The organism is Roseixanthobacter psychrophilus (assembly GCF_043195195.1).
Lineage (GTDB): Bacteria > Pseudomonadota > Alphaproteobacteria > Rhizobiales > Xanthobacteraceae > NCEH01.
Genome location: NZ_JBAFWT010000003.1, coordinates 82,227 through 95,525 on the forward strand (window position 1 = coordinate 82,227; position 13,299 = coordinate 95,525).

A 13,299-nucleotide genomic window follows, 5' to 3' on the forward strand; every position below is an offset into this window, starting at 1 on the left:
CATGCGGTCTCTTGGGCTCCTGGCATCTCCTTATCGAAACACCGGGGCTCTCGGTCTCGACCCGTGGGCGGCCGCAATCCTCGCGCGCTATCCTGTAGCGCCGCCCGATGACCTCGTGCGGCGGCTGGACTCCGGCACGCGCATCCTCCGGCCGGCAGGCGTGCTCGATGCGCTCGACGGGTTGTGGGTGCCCAGTGTGCATGATCGTGCGTCGGCGCGGCTCAATCTCGTCCCGTGGACGGGGACGGTGACGAACCTCATCCCCAACAGCACCATGCAGGGCGCGGATGTGGCGGCGAACACCGCCCCGACCGGCTGGAGCACTGTCATGGGTTCCATCGGCCTCACCCGCTCCATCGTCGGCGTCGGGACCGTGGGCGGCCTGCCCTATGTGGATATGCGAATTTCCGGCACGCTCCTGCAATCTGGTCCTGTGTTGGCGTTCAATTGGGCTCCGACATCGGCAACGCCAGCGGTCGCTGGTGGCCGCTACACGCACGGCGTCTATCTCGCTCTCACGGCGGGGACGTTCGGCACCACGCAAGGCGCGGTCAACTTGTTGACGATTGCTGCGGACGGCACCACGACGGTGGACAATGCGAGCGGTCCCAACGTCTTCGGCGGGCTCACCGCGACCCTGGCACAGCAACAGCTCACCATGGTTGCAGGCGCCACCGCCGCCCAGATCGTCCCGCGCCTGCGCATGACGTTCGGCGCAAGCGGAACGGTGGTGGATTTCACCTTGCGGATCGCCGCGCCCCAGCTCGTGCGAATGGATGTGCCCGGCAATTTCATCCCCACGTCGGGCGCCTCAGCCTCGCAGGTGCAGACGCTATATCGCTTCGACCTGACGGAATATCTCGGGGTGACGTGGACGGCGGGTGCGCCGGGAGCACCGGGTGGCTTCACCGGCAACGGGACAACCGGCTATCTCGACACCAACGCCAATCCGAGCGTGGATTTCACGCGGATGTCCCTAAACGCCGCCTGCTATGGCGCGTGGACGGCAATCAACACTACATCAACTAGCGCCATCCTCGGCGACCCCGTAGATGGCGTCGTGTACTTGAGACCTAGAGACTCTAGTGGTGTCGTAGTTGGGCGGATCAATAGCAGCGCGGGATTTGGCACTGCTATAGCGGACGCACGCGGCCTCACCGTGCTCAACCGCACTGGCACGACCGCAGCCCAAATTTACAAAAACGGGGTCAATATATTTCAGGCCGCGCCGCTCTCGTCAACCATGCCGACCACGCTGCATCTGCTGCGGCAGTCTACTTACTACCCCGGCCAGATCAGCGCTGCGTTCGCCGGCGCCTCGCTCACGCCCTCACAGCACCTCGCCACCTATCAGGGCATCGGCGCAATCATGGGAGTGGCCGCATGACCAATCTCTATTTGATCCTCGATCACGACACCGCCCAAGCCGTGCGTGGGCCGACCGCTCCCGGATACGGGCTCGATCCGGTCGAACTGGCCGATGGCGTCTCATGGGTGCTGCCGGCAGAGGCGCCCACCGCGCCCGAGCACGCCATGCATCGCGAGGTGCTGGCCACGATGCCAGTGCGGGCGGTTGCGGATGCGGAGTGGATGCCTGCGGAAGAGGATATCTGACATGCTGATCGAGAGTATTATCCAGCGCGAAGGCGGCACGCCCGTCGACCTCCATGGGCGGCGATATCACTTCTGCCCCGATGCCAGTGGGCGCCACGTTGCGGCAGTTGAAGAGAGCGATGATATCGCAGCCTTCCTCGCCATTGCTGGTGGGTTCCGTGTGGCTGGCGGCCTCTCCATTTCGCCCCGGCGACACTACCGCATCCTTTGCGGCATCGACAGCCTCACGACAGGCGGTGGTGACCCGATCCGCCCGTCGTTCCTCGGCCCATTCGCTGCCGCTCTGAAGTCGCTTTACGGCGACGGCGGACCCGGCCTCATTTGGTTCGATACCCTGAGCCCGAATTTCTATGCCCTCCCCGGCAGCGGCGGGACCGCTGCGCCATTCACGGCCGAAGATTGGGACGCGGGAGCGCGCTCGCACACCCTCTGCGGGCGGGGGACGCTATTCACCGGATCGGACGGCGGTTTGGCCGGTCTTGACCCTGGTGTTCCGTGGGATCGAGCCCGCGTCTATTTCGAGCTTTCGGCAGGCGCATCATGGTCCGGTGATGCCGGCGCCGGAACGGGTGTCACCGCTGACACCACGATCTTCCCGGCCGGAACGCTGTGCTCGGTAGATGTCCGGCGCAATGGCGTCACTGCGCTCGGCCTGTACGACATCACCGGCACGCTTACCCTCTTTGGGGTTGATTTTCTGAACGATGAGGGGGGCATCACGGTCTCGGATTGCGGCGTATTTGAAAGCACGCTGGCCGACCACGCCGGCCTCGACGACGGATGGGCGCACACCTGGGCGCAGCTTATCCAGCCGGACCTGTACCTCCTCAACGCAGGCATGAATGACCGGATCACCAGCCAGACCACGAAATTCGGCGCCGGCATCAATACCCTGGTGAGCCGCTGGCAATCCAGCGGGCGCACACAAGTTGTCCTCGTCCGCCCCTCAGACACGGACGACGCCGACATTACCAATCTGTCCCGTTACGAACTGCCGCTCCGGGCAACGGCCTTGGCACGCGGCTGCGGATACGTGGATGACCGCGATGCCCTCGGCGGGGCTTACGCGCAGGCGCTTGTCGAAGGGCTGATGTTCGACGGCCAACACCCCAACGCGGCGGGAAATCAACGCCGGGCGGACGCCTATGTCGCGGCCGTCAACAGCCTGAGAGGTCGCTATGCTTCGCGCTATTGATGTCGCCCGCAAACTCGCGCCCAAGGCGCATCCCGCATACCTTGCCGCACTGGAGGCGGGCGACATCCAGCTCAAGACGGCTAAGATCACCACGCCGCTGCGGCTGGCGCACTTCCTGGCCCAGGTGCTGCACGAGACTGGCGGGCTGACCGTCGAGCGCGAGAGCGGCTCCTATTCGGCCGCGCGGATCGTCGAGATTTTCGGCGTCGGCGTGCATAGCGCGGGTATTACCAAGGCCGAGGCCAAGAAACTGGCCAACAATGGCCCTCTCTTGTTTGAGCGGGCCTATGGCCTGGGCTGCCCCAAGATGGCCGCCGAACTCGGGAACACCCAGCCTGGGGATGGCTGGAACCTGCGCGGCAACGGCATGAACCAGGGCACGGGCCGCGAATACCACGAGCGCGCATCCAAGCTCACGGGGGTCGATTTCATCGGACAGCCGGAGCTGGCAACGACGGCGGACCATGCGCTCGCTTTTGCGCTCTGTGAGTGGGATGCGACGTTCATCGCCCTGAGCGACAAGAACGACATTCGAGCCGTCACGAAGAGGCTCAACGGCGGCTACAACGGCTATGCCGAGCGCGTCGAGTGGTTCAACAAGATCTACGCGGTGCTCAAGAAGAGTGACGCCCCCGCTTGGCAGGTGGCGAAGGTCAGCCCCGACACGCGCACCCTGCAAAAGAACCTCGTCGCGCTCGGCTACGCGATCAAGATCGACGGCCGCTATGGCCCTGCGACCACTGATGCGGTCGTGGCATTCCAGAAGGCCAACGGCATTCGCGTGGACGGCGTTGCCGGCGATGTCACCCTAGCCACGATGCAGGCGCGCCTTGGCGCATTCGCGGCCGACCCCGCTCCTGCTACGGCCCAGGCAGTGCAGGTGCCATCCCCGGTCGCGGGAGGAGCATCCACGGCGGGCGTCGGGGCTGCTGCCCAGGCGTTCATCGACAAGAGCCAGCTTCTCCAGCCCTACACGGACGTGTCCGAGTGGGTGGGCTACGCCTGCGCCGGCTTGGTCGGGATCGGCGTCTGCATCGCGCTCTACGGGGTGGTGAAAACCTACGTTATCCCCGCAATCCACAAGCCCAGTATGCCGGTGGCGGCATGAGCACGCTCTGGGACTGGCTCGTTTACGGGCTCCCATGGTGGGTCCAGGCGCTGATAGCTCTCGCGCCCATCCTCGCCCTGGTCGCGGTGCTTGCCCGCATCGTGGGCCTGCGCACGGCGCTTCAGATCGGCGGCGCCCTGCTCGCCGGTCTTGCCATCATCGCGGGCCGCCAGCAGGCCCGTCAGCAAGGCTGGAACGAACGGGGAGAGCGTGATGCTCAAGCGGGACGCGAACGCGCCGACGAGCGCGAGGACATTGCAGCGGACGTGCGCAACAGCAGCGATGCTGATCTTGATCGGCGTCTCAATCGCTGGGTGCGTGACGACAAGCGCTGACGACTGCCGGGGGCGGGAGCCGATCTATCTGAGCCCCGCCACGGCCGCAGCCATGACGCGCGAGGAGAAGGCACGGGTGGTGGCATGGAACGAGGGCCTGGAGCGCCAGTGCGGCGCGAAGCCGGCACGGTGACGCATGGATCGCTTTGAATGCCTCGATGCCGCCCGCGTGGCCGTGACGGCGCGGCAGACCCATTACGGCACGCCCGAGCAGAACTTCACCAACGCGGCGGCAATCTGGTCGGTGATCCTCGGCATGCCGGTCGCCGCCCATCAGGTGGCCCTTTGCCTGGACGCGGTTAAGACAGCCCGCCTGATCGCCGATCCGGCCCACGTTGATAGCTGGGTAGACAAGGCGGGATACGCCGGTTGCGGGGTCGAGGTGGCGAGCCAGCCCGCGCATCGCCTTACCGAACGTTGCGGGAGCTAAATCCTCCAACGTTTGTCCAACCCATTGAAATATATGAGGATACGCACCCCCTCTTGCGGCACCATTTCCTCGTTTCAGACCGCCTCACAAGGCTTCAAATTCATTTAAATAATTCCATCTCTGGGTGACTGAGAACAATGCTGCGCTGATCCGGGATACGCAGGTGCGGCGGATGTGGGTCGGGCGCGTGTTCGTAACCCCTGATCACATGACCCAATATGCCCTGAAGGCGGTTGGGACCAGGCTTTCCTCTGACTCGCTCCTGCTGCTACCTCGTGAGAGAAATGGCGGGCGGGATATGACGGCTCGCGGCTATGATGAGGCTTGCCGTCGCGACGGAGGCTCCAGCCTGATGCGAACCGGTTGGAAACCCTTCTGAGGGATGGATGAAGGTCTCAACTTGAGACCATTGGCGAGCTAGGCCCATCAGCCGTCCATCGAGCACGGCTCCCAGGCTGGGGGGCTTCCGATCGATTTCCGCAGTGCCTCGGTGAAGGCCCTCACCTTCGCGCTCGGCTGAGGCAGGGCGCGCAGGAGGTAGATGCCCGCGGGCGCCGCGTTCCACGCCTCGTCACCGAGTCGCAATCGGACCAGCCTCCCGGCCCTCACATCCGATCCGACGACCCAACTCGACAGAAACGCAACTCCCAGGCCCGCCTCGGCCGCCGCACGCAGGGCCTCGAAATCATCTGAACGAAAGGTCACCGTGCCTTTCCCGGCATGGCCGGCCGGGCAGCCGAGCACATCGCGCCAGCCGAGGAGATCCGCGCCATGAAGCTTGTCGAGCAGACGATGCGATGACAGGTCGGCTACGCTATTTGGCGCGCGCTCTCTCGCCAGATAGGCCGGGCTCGCCACTAGCAACCGCGTAAGGGGCGCCAGCTTTGTCGCGATCAGCGTGCTGTCGGTAAGGGCGCCCATGCGGATGACGACGTCGAGACGTTCAACAACCGGATCGGCCAGCCGCTCCGTCAAGTCGAGCTCGATGTGCAGGGCCGGATGCTCGGCCTGCAACGCTGCGACGACCGGCAGGACATAGCGCTTGCCGAAAGTCGGGAAGCAGGCGATCCGCAGCGCGCCCGAGACGGAACCGTCGAAGGCGGCTACCTCGGCATGGGTATCGGCGAGTTCGTCGAGATGCCGCAAGGCCCGCTCATGCAGCCGCTGGCCGGCATCGGTGAGCGTGAGCGCGCGCGTCGAGCGGATGAGCAGGGCAACGCCCAGATCCTCCTCCAGCGCGTCGATCTGGCGCACGATCGCCGAGGGCGTCACCGCGCGCCGGCGGGCGGCCCCGGAAAAGCTCCCTGCCCGGACGACATCGACGAAAGTGGCGAGGAATTCGGCGAAATGAGGTCTCATCTTTGCGATCCAGGCAAAGCCGTTTGCAGGAGGCTCCGGCTTATCGCCGATCCCGGACACTCGCATATTCGCGGCGTTCGCACAGCGGCGGCACCTCGTCGACGGACACATTCGCCGGGGGTGGAGCGAGCCAACGTTCCATCTGGCAAGCGACGGCGGCGATCACGGAAATCTCGATATACGACCAACCCGGACGCTTCGCATAACCCAATTCACCGTCGCTCTTCGACGGATTGGGGCTTGGTCTCTATGAAGGAGGCCACTGTCGTCTAATAGAAACGTTTATTGATAAGGCAATGCCATGAACATCCTCACCGACAAGATCCTTTCGCAGTCCGCCTATACCGCAGAAATCGACGTACCGCTGGATAAGGTCAACATCGCCGAGTGGTTGTTCAACCTACCGGAGGCGGAATATCTGCGCTGCTGCCCGCCCGACCATATCGGTTCCGGCGTCACGACGACGGATGACGGCCGCCGCATGGTCATCAATGTCGAGATGATCGGCACCGGGCTGGTCATCCAGCACTACGTCGCGGAAGAAGCCACCGCCAGCTATTGCCGGATGAACTCGATCTCCGACGTGTTTACGCCCGTGGGACGCACGCAGGTTAACGTGATCTGGGAGCTGATCGCCGAGGCCATCGAAGGCGGGCGCACCCGCTACACCAACCGCGTCACCTCGCACCCAACAGACGTGTTCATGGACTTCGTCGCCGCGCACGGCCAGACCTTCGAGCAGGCTGCCGTGGCCCGGCAGGAAGCGGGTGGTGACCATAACCGCCGCGAGACGCCGCTCTTCGCGGCCAGCATCGCCCGCCGGGCGATGGCCAAGGCCGACGCGAAATGAAGGCGATCATGTTCGATGACTTCAGCAAGGCGGACGTCCTCCGCTTTGCTGAGGTGCGATGCCGGAACCCCGTCCAGGAGACCTGCTGATGAAGGTGCGCGCGGCTGGCGTCAATCGTGCCGATCTGCTGCAGCGTCAGGGCTATTACGGCCACCAGAGCTATGGCGAGAGCGACCTACTCGGGCTGGAGGTGGCCGGGAAGGTGGTTGCGGTCGGCAGCAATGTCGGCTGAAGCCCCTGGTCGGCAATGTCTTTCCGCTCGCGCAGGCCGCCGAGGCGCATCGCATCATGGAAGCCGGCGGCGGGTTCGGGAAGATCGTGTTGAACGTGGCCGTGTGAGGTCTCTGCCGCTGGGGCTTCGCCCGAGCCCTGGGCAAAGATTGAAAATCTTAGCGTTGCTGTCGACCCCGTAAATTCCGGCATCCGGATCGTTGGCCAGACCGTTAAGTGGCCGCTCTCGGCATTCAGCCGACCGTCCGCAATTGGCGCAGCAGAGACTATGGTGACCAAGCTGCGTCTCGTGCAAATTGTCCCGGCGGACAGCCGAGCCGCTTGCGAAATGCCGTACTGAAGGCACTGGCAGACTCATAGCCGATTTCAGCCGCGATCCGATCAAGTGTCTTAGTCCCGCGTGCAAGGGCCGTCTTGGCAATCGCCATGCGCCATCGCGTCAGGTACTCGATCGGGGCGCATCCCAACAACTCGCTGAACCGTGCCGAAAAGCTAGAGCGGGACATACCCGCGATGCCGGCCAGACGCGTGACGGTCCAGTTCGCACGCACATCGCCGTGCATGGCCTGGAGCGCACGTGCGATTGCAGGATCGCCCAAGCCGCGTAGCAGGCCTTCGGACATGGCCGCTGCGCCGCTCCCGCGCCAGCGGAGCGTCTCGACCAGCAGGGCCTCCAGTAGCCGTTCAATGATCAATTCCCGTCCCGGATAATCGGTGGCGCATTCTTCGGAAAGAAGATCGATGAAGCGACCAAAGCGTGTCGCCCTGCCTTCGGAAGCCGGGATGTGGATGAGATCAGGCAGCAGCTTGAGCAGCAGGGAGGCATTCACTTTGTCGAATGTGAAGCTGCCACCCAGCGCGGCGAAGTCGGCGTCACCATCCTGCTCACCGTGGCGGACAGCTTCATTCCTTGGTTGTACGGGCACGCAGGCGACCCCGGGCTGGCTGCTCAGGGCAAACGCGGGCGTAGTGGGAAGGAGAATGAAGTCGCCTTTGGCAATCTGGATGGGCGTTTTGCCTTCAAAGGTCAGCCATGCCTCTCCCGCCAACACGATGGTGAATCCCGGAGCATCATGGGCCTCGTACCGTACCCCCCATTGGCCGCGCCCGGAAATCGGTTTCGATACGGCGGCCTTGGGTCGGAGCAGGCAGATGGTATCGCTCAAAGGATCCATTTCTGGACGATCCATAAATATTTTTAGATTTTTAATTATGTATCGTCTCTTCGGTCTCGTCCATCTTCCTTTCATCGAACGTAAGGAGACAGACCGTGAGCAAGACGATCCTCATCACCGGCACCTCTTCGGGCTATGGCAAGGCGACGGCGGAGCACTTCCTACGATGTGGGTGGAATGTCATTGCCTCAATGCGGCGCCCGGATCCCGATATTTTCGAGGCCCCGACCGACCGCCTGCGCGTGATGCCGCTGGACGTCACCTGTGAGCAGAGCATCGCTGCTCTGATCGATGCGGCTGGCCCCATCGACGTTCTGGTCAACAATGCGGGGGTTGGCGGTGTCGGCGCCTTTGAAGCAATGCCGATGTCACTCATTCGCCAACTCGTCGAGACGAATGCGATCGGCGTCATGGCTATGTGTCAGGCGATCATCCCGCAGATGCGGCAGCGTCGGTCAGGTATGATCGTCAACGTGACATCGAGCGTCACGCTTGGCGAATTCCCCCTCGCCGCCGTCTATACGGCGTCCAAACAGGCGGCCGAAGGCTTCAGCGCTTCTCTCGCGCATGAGCTTGGCTATTTCGGCGTCGGCGTGAAGCTCGTTGAGCCGGGCTATGCCCCAACAACGCGGTTTGGTGCGAACGCTATTATCCCGGTTCAGGACCTGCTGCCGGGTGAGTATGCCGAGTTCGCCCGGCCGATCCTCGCAACCTTCGCAAAGCCGGCGCTGACGACGCGCGAAAGAGATGTCGCGGAGGCCATTTGGGCCGCCGTCCACGATAAGACAGGACAACTCAGATTCCCGGCAGGCGCGGATGCCATCGCGCTTGCCGAAGCCCGCTGACAGGTCGCTTCACTGATTCTAATGGGCGCTCCGAAAGAGCGTCCTAAAGTGGGGTTGTCAGAGTCTGATTTGCGGCGGCCGGAGCATGTCCGCAATTGGCGCATCGCGGTACATCGCGAATAACCCTATTGGGCTAGGATGCTCTCCACATAATCCGCAAACGCGCGCGCCTTGGCGCTAGCGAGGCGCCCTGTCGGGAACACGGCCCACAGATCGACCGGCGGAAGCTCCCAGTCTTCCAGCACGCGCCGCACCGCGCCGCTCTCAAGCTCGGGGGCGAACATCCAGTCGGAATTGACCGTCAGCCCCATGTCGGCGAGCACGGCGGCGCGGATGCCTTCCGCCGCGCTCAGGCGCACGCGTCCGCGCACCGCGACGGACGCCTCCGTGCCCTGCCGGCAAAAGGTCCAGCTGGCGCCGAGCTGGCTGTAGACGATCGCCTCGTGGGTCGCGAGATCGGCCGGCACAAGGGGCGTGCCGGCGCGTGCGAGATAGGCGGGCGTGGCCAGCACCGAGCGCCGGCCGCTGGCGATCCGGCGGGCGATGGCGGCGGAATCGGTCAATTCCCCCATCCGCAGGGACAGATCGACGCCCTCTGAGACGAGATCGATGACGCGGTCATCGAGCAGCACGTCGATCTCGATGTCGGGATGGCGGGCGAGGAATTGCGGGAGGCGTGGAACGATGAGCAGGCGCGCGAAGGTGGTCGCCGCCGAAACGCGCAGGCGTCCCGACAGGCCCGCGCCGGCGCCCCGCGCTTCCAGCTCGGCTTCCTCCGCCTCCCGGATCGCCGCGCGCGCCCGTTCATAGAAGCGCACGCCCGCATCGGTCGGCGCGAGGCTGTGCGTCGAGCGCACGAGCAGGCGCACCTGAAGGCGCTCCTCCAGTTGGGCGATCGTCTTGGAGATGGCGGGCTGGCCGACGCCGATCCGTCGTGCGGCAGCGGAGAACGATCCCGCCTCCACCACCGTCACGAAGGCCTGCATGGCCTGGAAGCGATCCATGCTCATTCCTCCTAGGAATGAGAATTATCGCCTCAACCCGCCTGCCGCAACATCTCAGGAATGAGCATAACAGGCTCACGAACACGCCGAGACGCGGTTCGCGGAGCTGAACATGATCGAAGTCTATGCATTCGCCACGCCCAACAGCGTCAAGGTCCCGATCGCGCTGGAAGAGATGGGCCTTGCCTATGAGCTGAAGCCGGTGAACGTCCGCAAGGGCGAGCAGAAGGAACCCGCCTTCCTGGCCCTGAACCCCAATGGCAAGGTGCCGGTGCTGGTCGAGCGCGACGGCGAAACCGCTTTCGTGCTGACCGAGAGCGCCGCGATCCTGGTCCATCTCGCGGAAAAGACCGGCCTGCTGCTGCCTGCCGGCGGAAGCGAACGGGCGCGCGTGTTCGAGCACTTGTTCTTCCACGCGTCCGGCGTGAGCCCGGCCTTCGGCAATGCCGGCTTCTTCAAGCGGTCCTCACCCGAACCGCAGCCCATTGCGGAGGCCCGCTTCTCCACCGAGGCGGACCGCCTGCTCGATCTTCTGGAAGGCAAGCTCGCCACCCAGCGTTTTGCCGTCGGCGACGCTTTCACCATCGCCGACATCGCCCATTTCGGCTGGCTGTGGCGGCGCGCCTTTCCCGGCGTGACGTTGGAGGCCCGCCCCAACCTCTCCCGCTGGTACGACGCCATCGCCGCGCGGCCTGCCGTGCAACGCGCCATCGCCCGCGTCGAGGCCCTCGTCCCGGCTGCCTGATCCTCCCTCCACCCCAAGCCAACCGCCGCTTACAACGAGGAACCATCCCATGTCCCGCTTCAGCACCTACAAGGACGCCTTCGCCAACGCCCAGCTCACCCGCTCGGACAGCGGCGTGCTCGAAGTCCGCTTCCACACCGACGGTGGAAAGCTGGTCTTCAACGGCCACACCCATGAACAGTTCGTCGATCTGTTCCACCAGATCGGCGCGGACCCGGACAACCGGGTGGTCATCCTGACCGGTTCGGGCGATGCCTTCATGGATGCGATCAGCCCCGAGGGCTTCGATTTCTTCTCGCCGCGCGGCTACGACAAGATCTATCGCGAGGGCAAGAAGGTGCTCATGAACATCCTCGACATCGAGGTGCCCATGATCACCGCGCTCAACGGCCCGGTGTTGCTGCACAGCGAATATGCTTTGCTGACCGACATCATCCTCGCCACGCCGGAAACCGTGTTCCAGGACAAGCCGCATTTCGAGTTCGGCATCGTGCCGGGTGACGGCGTCAACCTGCTCTGGCCGGAAGTGATCGGCAGCGTGCGTGGCCGCTATTTCATCCTCACCCGGCAGGTGCTCGACGCGGCAACCGCGAAGGACTGGGGCGTGGTCAATGAGATCGTCCCGGCCGACGGGCTGCTCGCCCGCGCCCATGAGATCGCCGAGGGGATCGCCGCTCTGCCGCCGCTCACCAGCAGCTACACCCGCATCGCGCTGACGCAGAAGCTGCGCCGGATCATCGACGAGGGCGCCGGCTATGGCCTCGCGCTCGAAGGCATCAGCGCCGCCGAGGTCGCCCGCACGATGGCGGCCGGCTGACCGTCGGCTCTCCCCGGCGCCACACGCCATTCCACCCGATAAGGAGCATCCCCATGTCCCTCCAGGCGAAGCTCGACGCCTTCAAGGCCGATTTCGAAGCGGGCAAGCCGCCCTATAGCGTGTCGCCCGCGGTGATTGAAACCATGCGCCGTGCCACCACGGAGCTCATCGCCTCCGGTGCGGCACGGCAGGCGCTGAAGGCCGGGGAGAAGATCCCCGCCTTCACCCTTGCGGACACCGAGGGGAATGCGGTGTCCTCGGCGGACCTTCTCGCCAAGGGGCCGCTGGTCATCACCTTCTATCGCGGCGTGTGGTGCCCCTATTGCAATATGGAGCTGCAGGCGCTTCAGGAGGCGCTTCCGCAGCTCCGGGACCTGGGTGCGAACCTGATTGCGATCTCGCCCCAGAACCCGGTCAACAGCCGCAAGTCGGTGCGCCAGAACGCCCTGTCGTTCCCGATCCTGTCGGATCCCGGTAACGAGGTTGCCACGGCGTTCGGCCTGCGGTTCGCGCTGCCGGATTATCTGGTGGAACTCTACGCATCGCTGAAGAACGACCTGCCGGCCTTCAACGGCGATCCGAGCTGGACCTTGCCCATGCCCGCCCGCTTCGTGGTCGGCCGGGACGGCATCATCCTCTATGCCGAGGTCAATCCGGACTATACCCGCCGGCCCGAACCGGCGGACATGCTGCCCGCCCTTCGCCGCGCCGCGGGTGCCACCGCCGCCTGATCCACCCGGACATGCCCCGCCCCTGCGAGCGGGAGGAGAACCCACCCATGCAACGGACCTTCCTCATCACCGGCGCCAGCAAGGGCATCGGCCTCGCGCTCTCCCTGCGCCTCGCGGCGCAGGGCCATCGCCTCATCGGCATCGCGCGACACCGGAGCGAAGGCTTTCCCGGAGAGCTCCACACGCTCGATCTCAGCACGCAGGATGCGGGCCAGCGGCTGGCGCAGATCGTCCATGCCGACCCGGTCGACGGCATCGTCAACAATGTCGGGCTGGTGCGCGCCGAGCCGCTCGGGGCGATCGAGGCCGCAACCCTCGACGAGGTGCTGCGGACCAATCTCCATCCCGCGCTTGCCGCCGTCCAGGCCGCCCTGCCGGGCATGAAGGCGCGCGGCTGGGGCCGCATCGTCAACATCTCCAGCCTCACCATCCTCGGCACCGTGGAGCGAACATCCTACGCTGCGGCGAAGGCGGCGCTGGTGAGCTTTACCCGCAGCTGGGCCCTGGAGCTTGCCACCACGGGCATCACGGTCAATGCCGTTGCACCGGGGCCGACCGAGACCGAGTTGTTTCGCGCCAACAATGCGCCGGGCAGCGCGGGCGAGGCGCGCTACCTGTCCGGCGTGCCGATGAAGCGGTTCGGAACGCCGCAGGAGATCGCGGCCGCCATCGCCTTCCTTCTATCCGACGATGCGGCGTTCATCACCGGACAGACCCTGCATGTGGACGGAGGCGCCTCGATCGGAAAAGCATCGTTCTGACCTGCGGCCATACTCCGGATTGGAGGGGCGCTCCCAAGGTCGGCTCCTGGCGCGAACAGGCCGTGCCCGCGGCATTGGCGTTGAATCGAAAATGTATCA

At 64.8% G+C, this 13,299-nt stretch carries 17 protein-coding genes; 14 read left to right on the forward strand and 3 right to left on the reverse strand.

Annotated elements, in window-relative coordinates; translation table 11 throughout:
• Window position 1 precedes the first annotated feature (1 nt).
• The 6 genes from V5F77_RS04450 (at window position 2) to V5F77_RS04475 (ending at window position 4,682) form a co-directional block, all read left to right on the forward strand.
• Window positions 2-1,387, forward strand: a complete 1,386-nt coding sequence (locus V5F77_RS04450) for a hypothetical protein (RefSeq protein WP_429004125.1) — start codon at window positions 2-4, stop codon at window positions 1,385-1,387.
• Window positions 1,384-1,614, forward strand: a complete 231-nt coding sequence (locus V5F77_RS04455) for a hypothetical protein (RefSeq protein ID WP_429004126.1) — start codon at window positions 1,384-1,386, stop codon at window positions 1,612-1,614. Before V5F77_RS04450 ends, V5F77_RS04455 begins: the two co-directional genes overlap by 4 nt.
• A 1-nt stretch (window position 1,615) precedes the next feature.
• Window positions 1,616-2,809, forward strand: a complete 1,194-nt coding sequence (locus V5F77_RS04460) for an SGNH/GDSL hydrolase family protein (RefSeq protein ID WP_429004127.1) — start codon at window positions 1,616-1,618, stop codon at window positions 2,807-2,809.
• The gene (locus V5F77_RS04465) at window positions 2,793-3,917 is read left to right on the forward strand and encodes a peptidoglycan-binding protein (RefSeq protein ID WP_429004128.1); all 1,125 of its coding nucleotides are present in this window, start codon (window positions 2,793-2,795) and stop codon (window positions 3,915-3,917) included. Before V5F77_RS04460 ends, V5F77_RS04465 begins: the two co-directional genes overlap by 17 nt.
• A complete protein-coding gene (locus V5F77_RS04470) occupies window positions 3,914-4,252 on the forward strand; it encodes a hypothetical protein (RefSeq protein WP_429004129.1) in 339 nt (112 codons plus the stop codon). The genes V5F77_RS04465 and V5F77_RS04470 overlap by 4 nt, the downstream gene beginning before the upstream one ends.
• A gap of 136 nt (window positions 4,253-4,388) precedes the next feature.
• The gene (locus V5F77_RS04475) at window positions 4,389-4,682 is read left to right on the forward strand and encodes a DUF6378 domain-containing protein (RefSeq protein ID WP_429004130.1); all 294 of its coding nucleotides are present in this window, start codon (window positions 4,389-4,391) and stop codon (window positions 4,680-4,682) included.
• 426 nt (window positions 4,683-5,108) lie between these two features.
• Here the strand turns inward: V5F77_RS04475 and V5F77_RS04480 are convergent, their stop codons facing one another.
• Entirely contained in the window at window positions 5,109-6,041 is a 933-nt protein-coding gene (locus V5F77_RS04480; protein ID WP_429004341.1) for a LysR family transcriptional regulator, read from the reverse strand.
• 301 nt (window positions 6,042-6,342) lie between these two features.
• Between V5F77_RS04480 and V5F77_RS04485 the strand changes: the two genes are divergently transcribed.
• From V5F77_RS04485 to V5F77_RS04495, 3 genes are all read left to right on the forward strand, one after another.
• A complete protein-coding gene (locus V5F77_RS04485; RefSeq protein ID WP_429004131.1) occupies window positions 6,343-6,891 on the forward strand; it encodes a hypothetical protein in 549 nt (182 codons plus the stop codon).
• An 88-nt stretch (window positions 6,892-6,979) separates the two neighbouring features.
• Window positions 6,980-7,123: an alcohol dehydrogenase catalytic domain-containing protein gene (locus V5F77_RS04490; protein WP_429004132.1), complete on the forward strand. Its 144-nt coding sequence runs from the start codon at window positions 6,980-6,982 to the stop codon at window positions 7,121-7,123.
• 5 nt (window positions 7,124-7,128) lie between these two features.
• The gene (locus V5F77_RS04495; protein ID WP_429004342.1) at window positions 7,129-7,230 is read left to right on the forward strand and encodes a zinc-binding dehydrogenase; all 102 of its coding nucleotides are present in this window, start codon (window positions 7,129-7,131) and stop codon (window positions 7,228-7,230) included.
• A 158-nt stretch (window positions 7,231-7,388) separates the two neighbouring features.
• Here V5F77_RS04495 and V5F77_RS04500 read toward each other — a convergent pair whose 3' ends face one another.
• Window positions 7,389-8,297 carry an AraC family transcriptional regulator gene (locus V5F77_RS04500; RefSeq protein WP_429004343.1) on the reverse strand — a complete coding sequence of 303 codons (909 nt, stop codon included), beginning with the start codon at window positions 8,295-8,297 and terminating at the stop codon, window positions 7,389-7,391.
• Between the two features lie 95 nt (window positions 8,298-8,392).
• On the opposite strand from V5F77_RS04500, the gene V5F77_RS04505 reads away from it, so the two are divergent.
• Complete coding sequence (locus V5F77_RS04505; RefSeq protein WP_429004133.1) at window positions 8,393-9,142, forward strand: SDR family oxidoreductase; 750 nt, start codon at window positions 8,393-8,395, stop codon at window positions 9,140-9,142.
• A gap of 125 nt (window positions 9,143-9,267) precedes the next feature.
• Here V5F77_RS04505 and V5F77_RS04510 read toward each other — a convergent pair whose 3' ends face one another.
• Complete coding sequence (locus tag V5F77_RS04510) at window positions 9,268-10,146, reverse strand: LysR family transcriptional regulator (protein ID WP_429004134.1); 879 nt, start codon at window positions 10,144-10,146, stop codon at window positions 9,268-9,270.
• Between the two features lie 112 nt (window positions 10,147-10,258).
• On the opposite strand from V5F77_RS04510, the gene V5F77_RS04515 reads away from it, so the two are divergent.
• From V5F77_RS04515 to V5F77_RS04530, 4 genes are read left to right on the forward strand one after another with little or no spacing between them, the layout of a single operon-like run.
• Window positions 10,259-10,891, forward strand: a complete 633-nt coding sequence (locus V5F77_RS04515) for a glutathione S-transferase family protein (protein ID WP_429004135.1) — start codon at window positions 10,259-10,261, stop codon at window positions 10,889-10,891.
• Between the two features lie 49 nt (window positions 10,892-10,940).
• Entirely contained in the window at window positions 10,941-11,708 is a 768-nt protein-coding gene (locus V5F77_RS04520) for an enoyl-CoA hydratase/isomerase family protein (protein ID WP_429004136.1), read from the forward strand.
• A gap of 53 nt (window positions 11,709-11,761) precedes the next feature.
• Window positions 11,762-12,439 (forward strand): peroxiredoxin-like family protein, encoded by a 678-nt coding sequence (locus tag V5F77_RS04525; protein WP_429004137.1) that lies wholly within the window; start codon window positions 11,762-11,764, stop codon window positions 12,437-12,439.
• Window positions 12,440-12,486: 47 nt separating this feature from the next.
• A complete protein-coding gene (locus V5F77_RS04530; protein WP_429004138.1) occupies window positions 12,487-13,200 on the forward strand; it encodes an SDR family oxidoreductase in 714 nt (237 codons plus the stop codon).
• Window positions 13,201-13,299 lie beyond the last annotated feature (99 nt).

Coding starts and splice junctions, on each gene's coding strand:
- V5F77_RS04450 (WP_429004125.1), top strand. CDS start 2: ATGCGGTCTCTTGGGCTCCTGGCATCTCCTTATCGAAACACCGGGGCT.
- V5F77_RS04455 (WP_429004126.1), top strand. CDS start 1,384: ATGACCAATCTCTATTTGATCCTCGATCACGACACCGCCCAAGCCGTG.
- V5F77_RS04460 (WP_429004127.1), top strand. CDS start 1,616: ATGCTGATCGAGAGTATTATCCAGCGCGAAGGCGGCACGCCCGTCGAC.
- V5F77_RS04465 (WP_429004128.1), top strand. CDS start 2,793: ATGCTTCGCGCTATTGATGTCGCCCGCAAACTCGCGCCCAAGGCGCAT.
- V5F77_RS04470 (WP_429004129.1), top strand. CDS start 3,914: ATGAGCACGCTCTGGGACTGGCTCGTTTACGGGCTCCCATGGTGGGTC.
- V5F77_RS04475 (WP_429004130.1), top strand. CDS start 4,389: ATGGATCGCTTTGAATGCCTCGATGCCGCCCGCGTGGCCGTGACGGCG.
- V5F77_RS04480 (WP_429004341.1), bottom strand. CDS start 6,041: ATGAGACCTCATTTCGCCGAATTCCTCGCCACTTTCGTCGATGTCGTC.
- V5F77_RS04485 (WP_429004131.1), top strand. CDS start 6,343: ATGAACATCCTCACCGACAAGATCCTTTCGCAGTCCGCCTATACCGCA.
- V5F77_RS04490 (WP_429004132.1), top strand. CDS start 6,980: ATGAAGGTGCGCGCGGCTGGCGTCAATCGTGCCGATCTGCTGCAGCGT.
- V5F77_RS04500 (WP_429004343.1), bottom strand. CDS start 8,297: ATGGATCCTTTGAGCGATACCATCTGCCTGCTCCGACCCAAGGCCGCC.
- V5F77_RS04510 (WP_429004134.1), bottom strand. CDS start 10,146: ATGGATCGCTTCCAGGCCATGCAGGCCTTCGTGACGGTGGTGGAGGCG.
- V5F77_RS04515 (WP_429004135.1), top strand. CDS start 10,259: ATGATCGAAGTCTATGCATTCGCCACGCCCAACAGCGTCAAGGTCCCG.
- V5F77_RS04520 (WP_429004136.1), top strand. CDS start 10,941: ATGTCCCGCTTCAGCACCTACAAGGACGCCTTCGCCAACGCCCAGCTC.
- V5F77_RS04525 (WP_429004137.1), top strand. CDS start 11,762: ATGTCCCTCCAGGCGAAGCTCGACGCCTTCAAGGCCGATTTCGAAGCG.
- V5F77_RS04530 (WP_429004138.1), top strand. CDS start 12,487: ATGCAACGGACCTTCCTCATCACCGGCGCCAGCAAGGGCATCGGCCTC.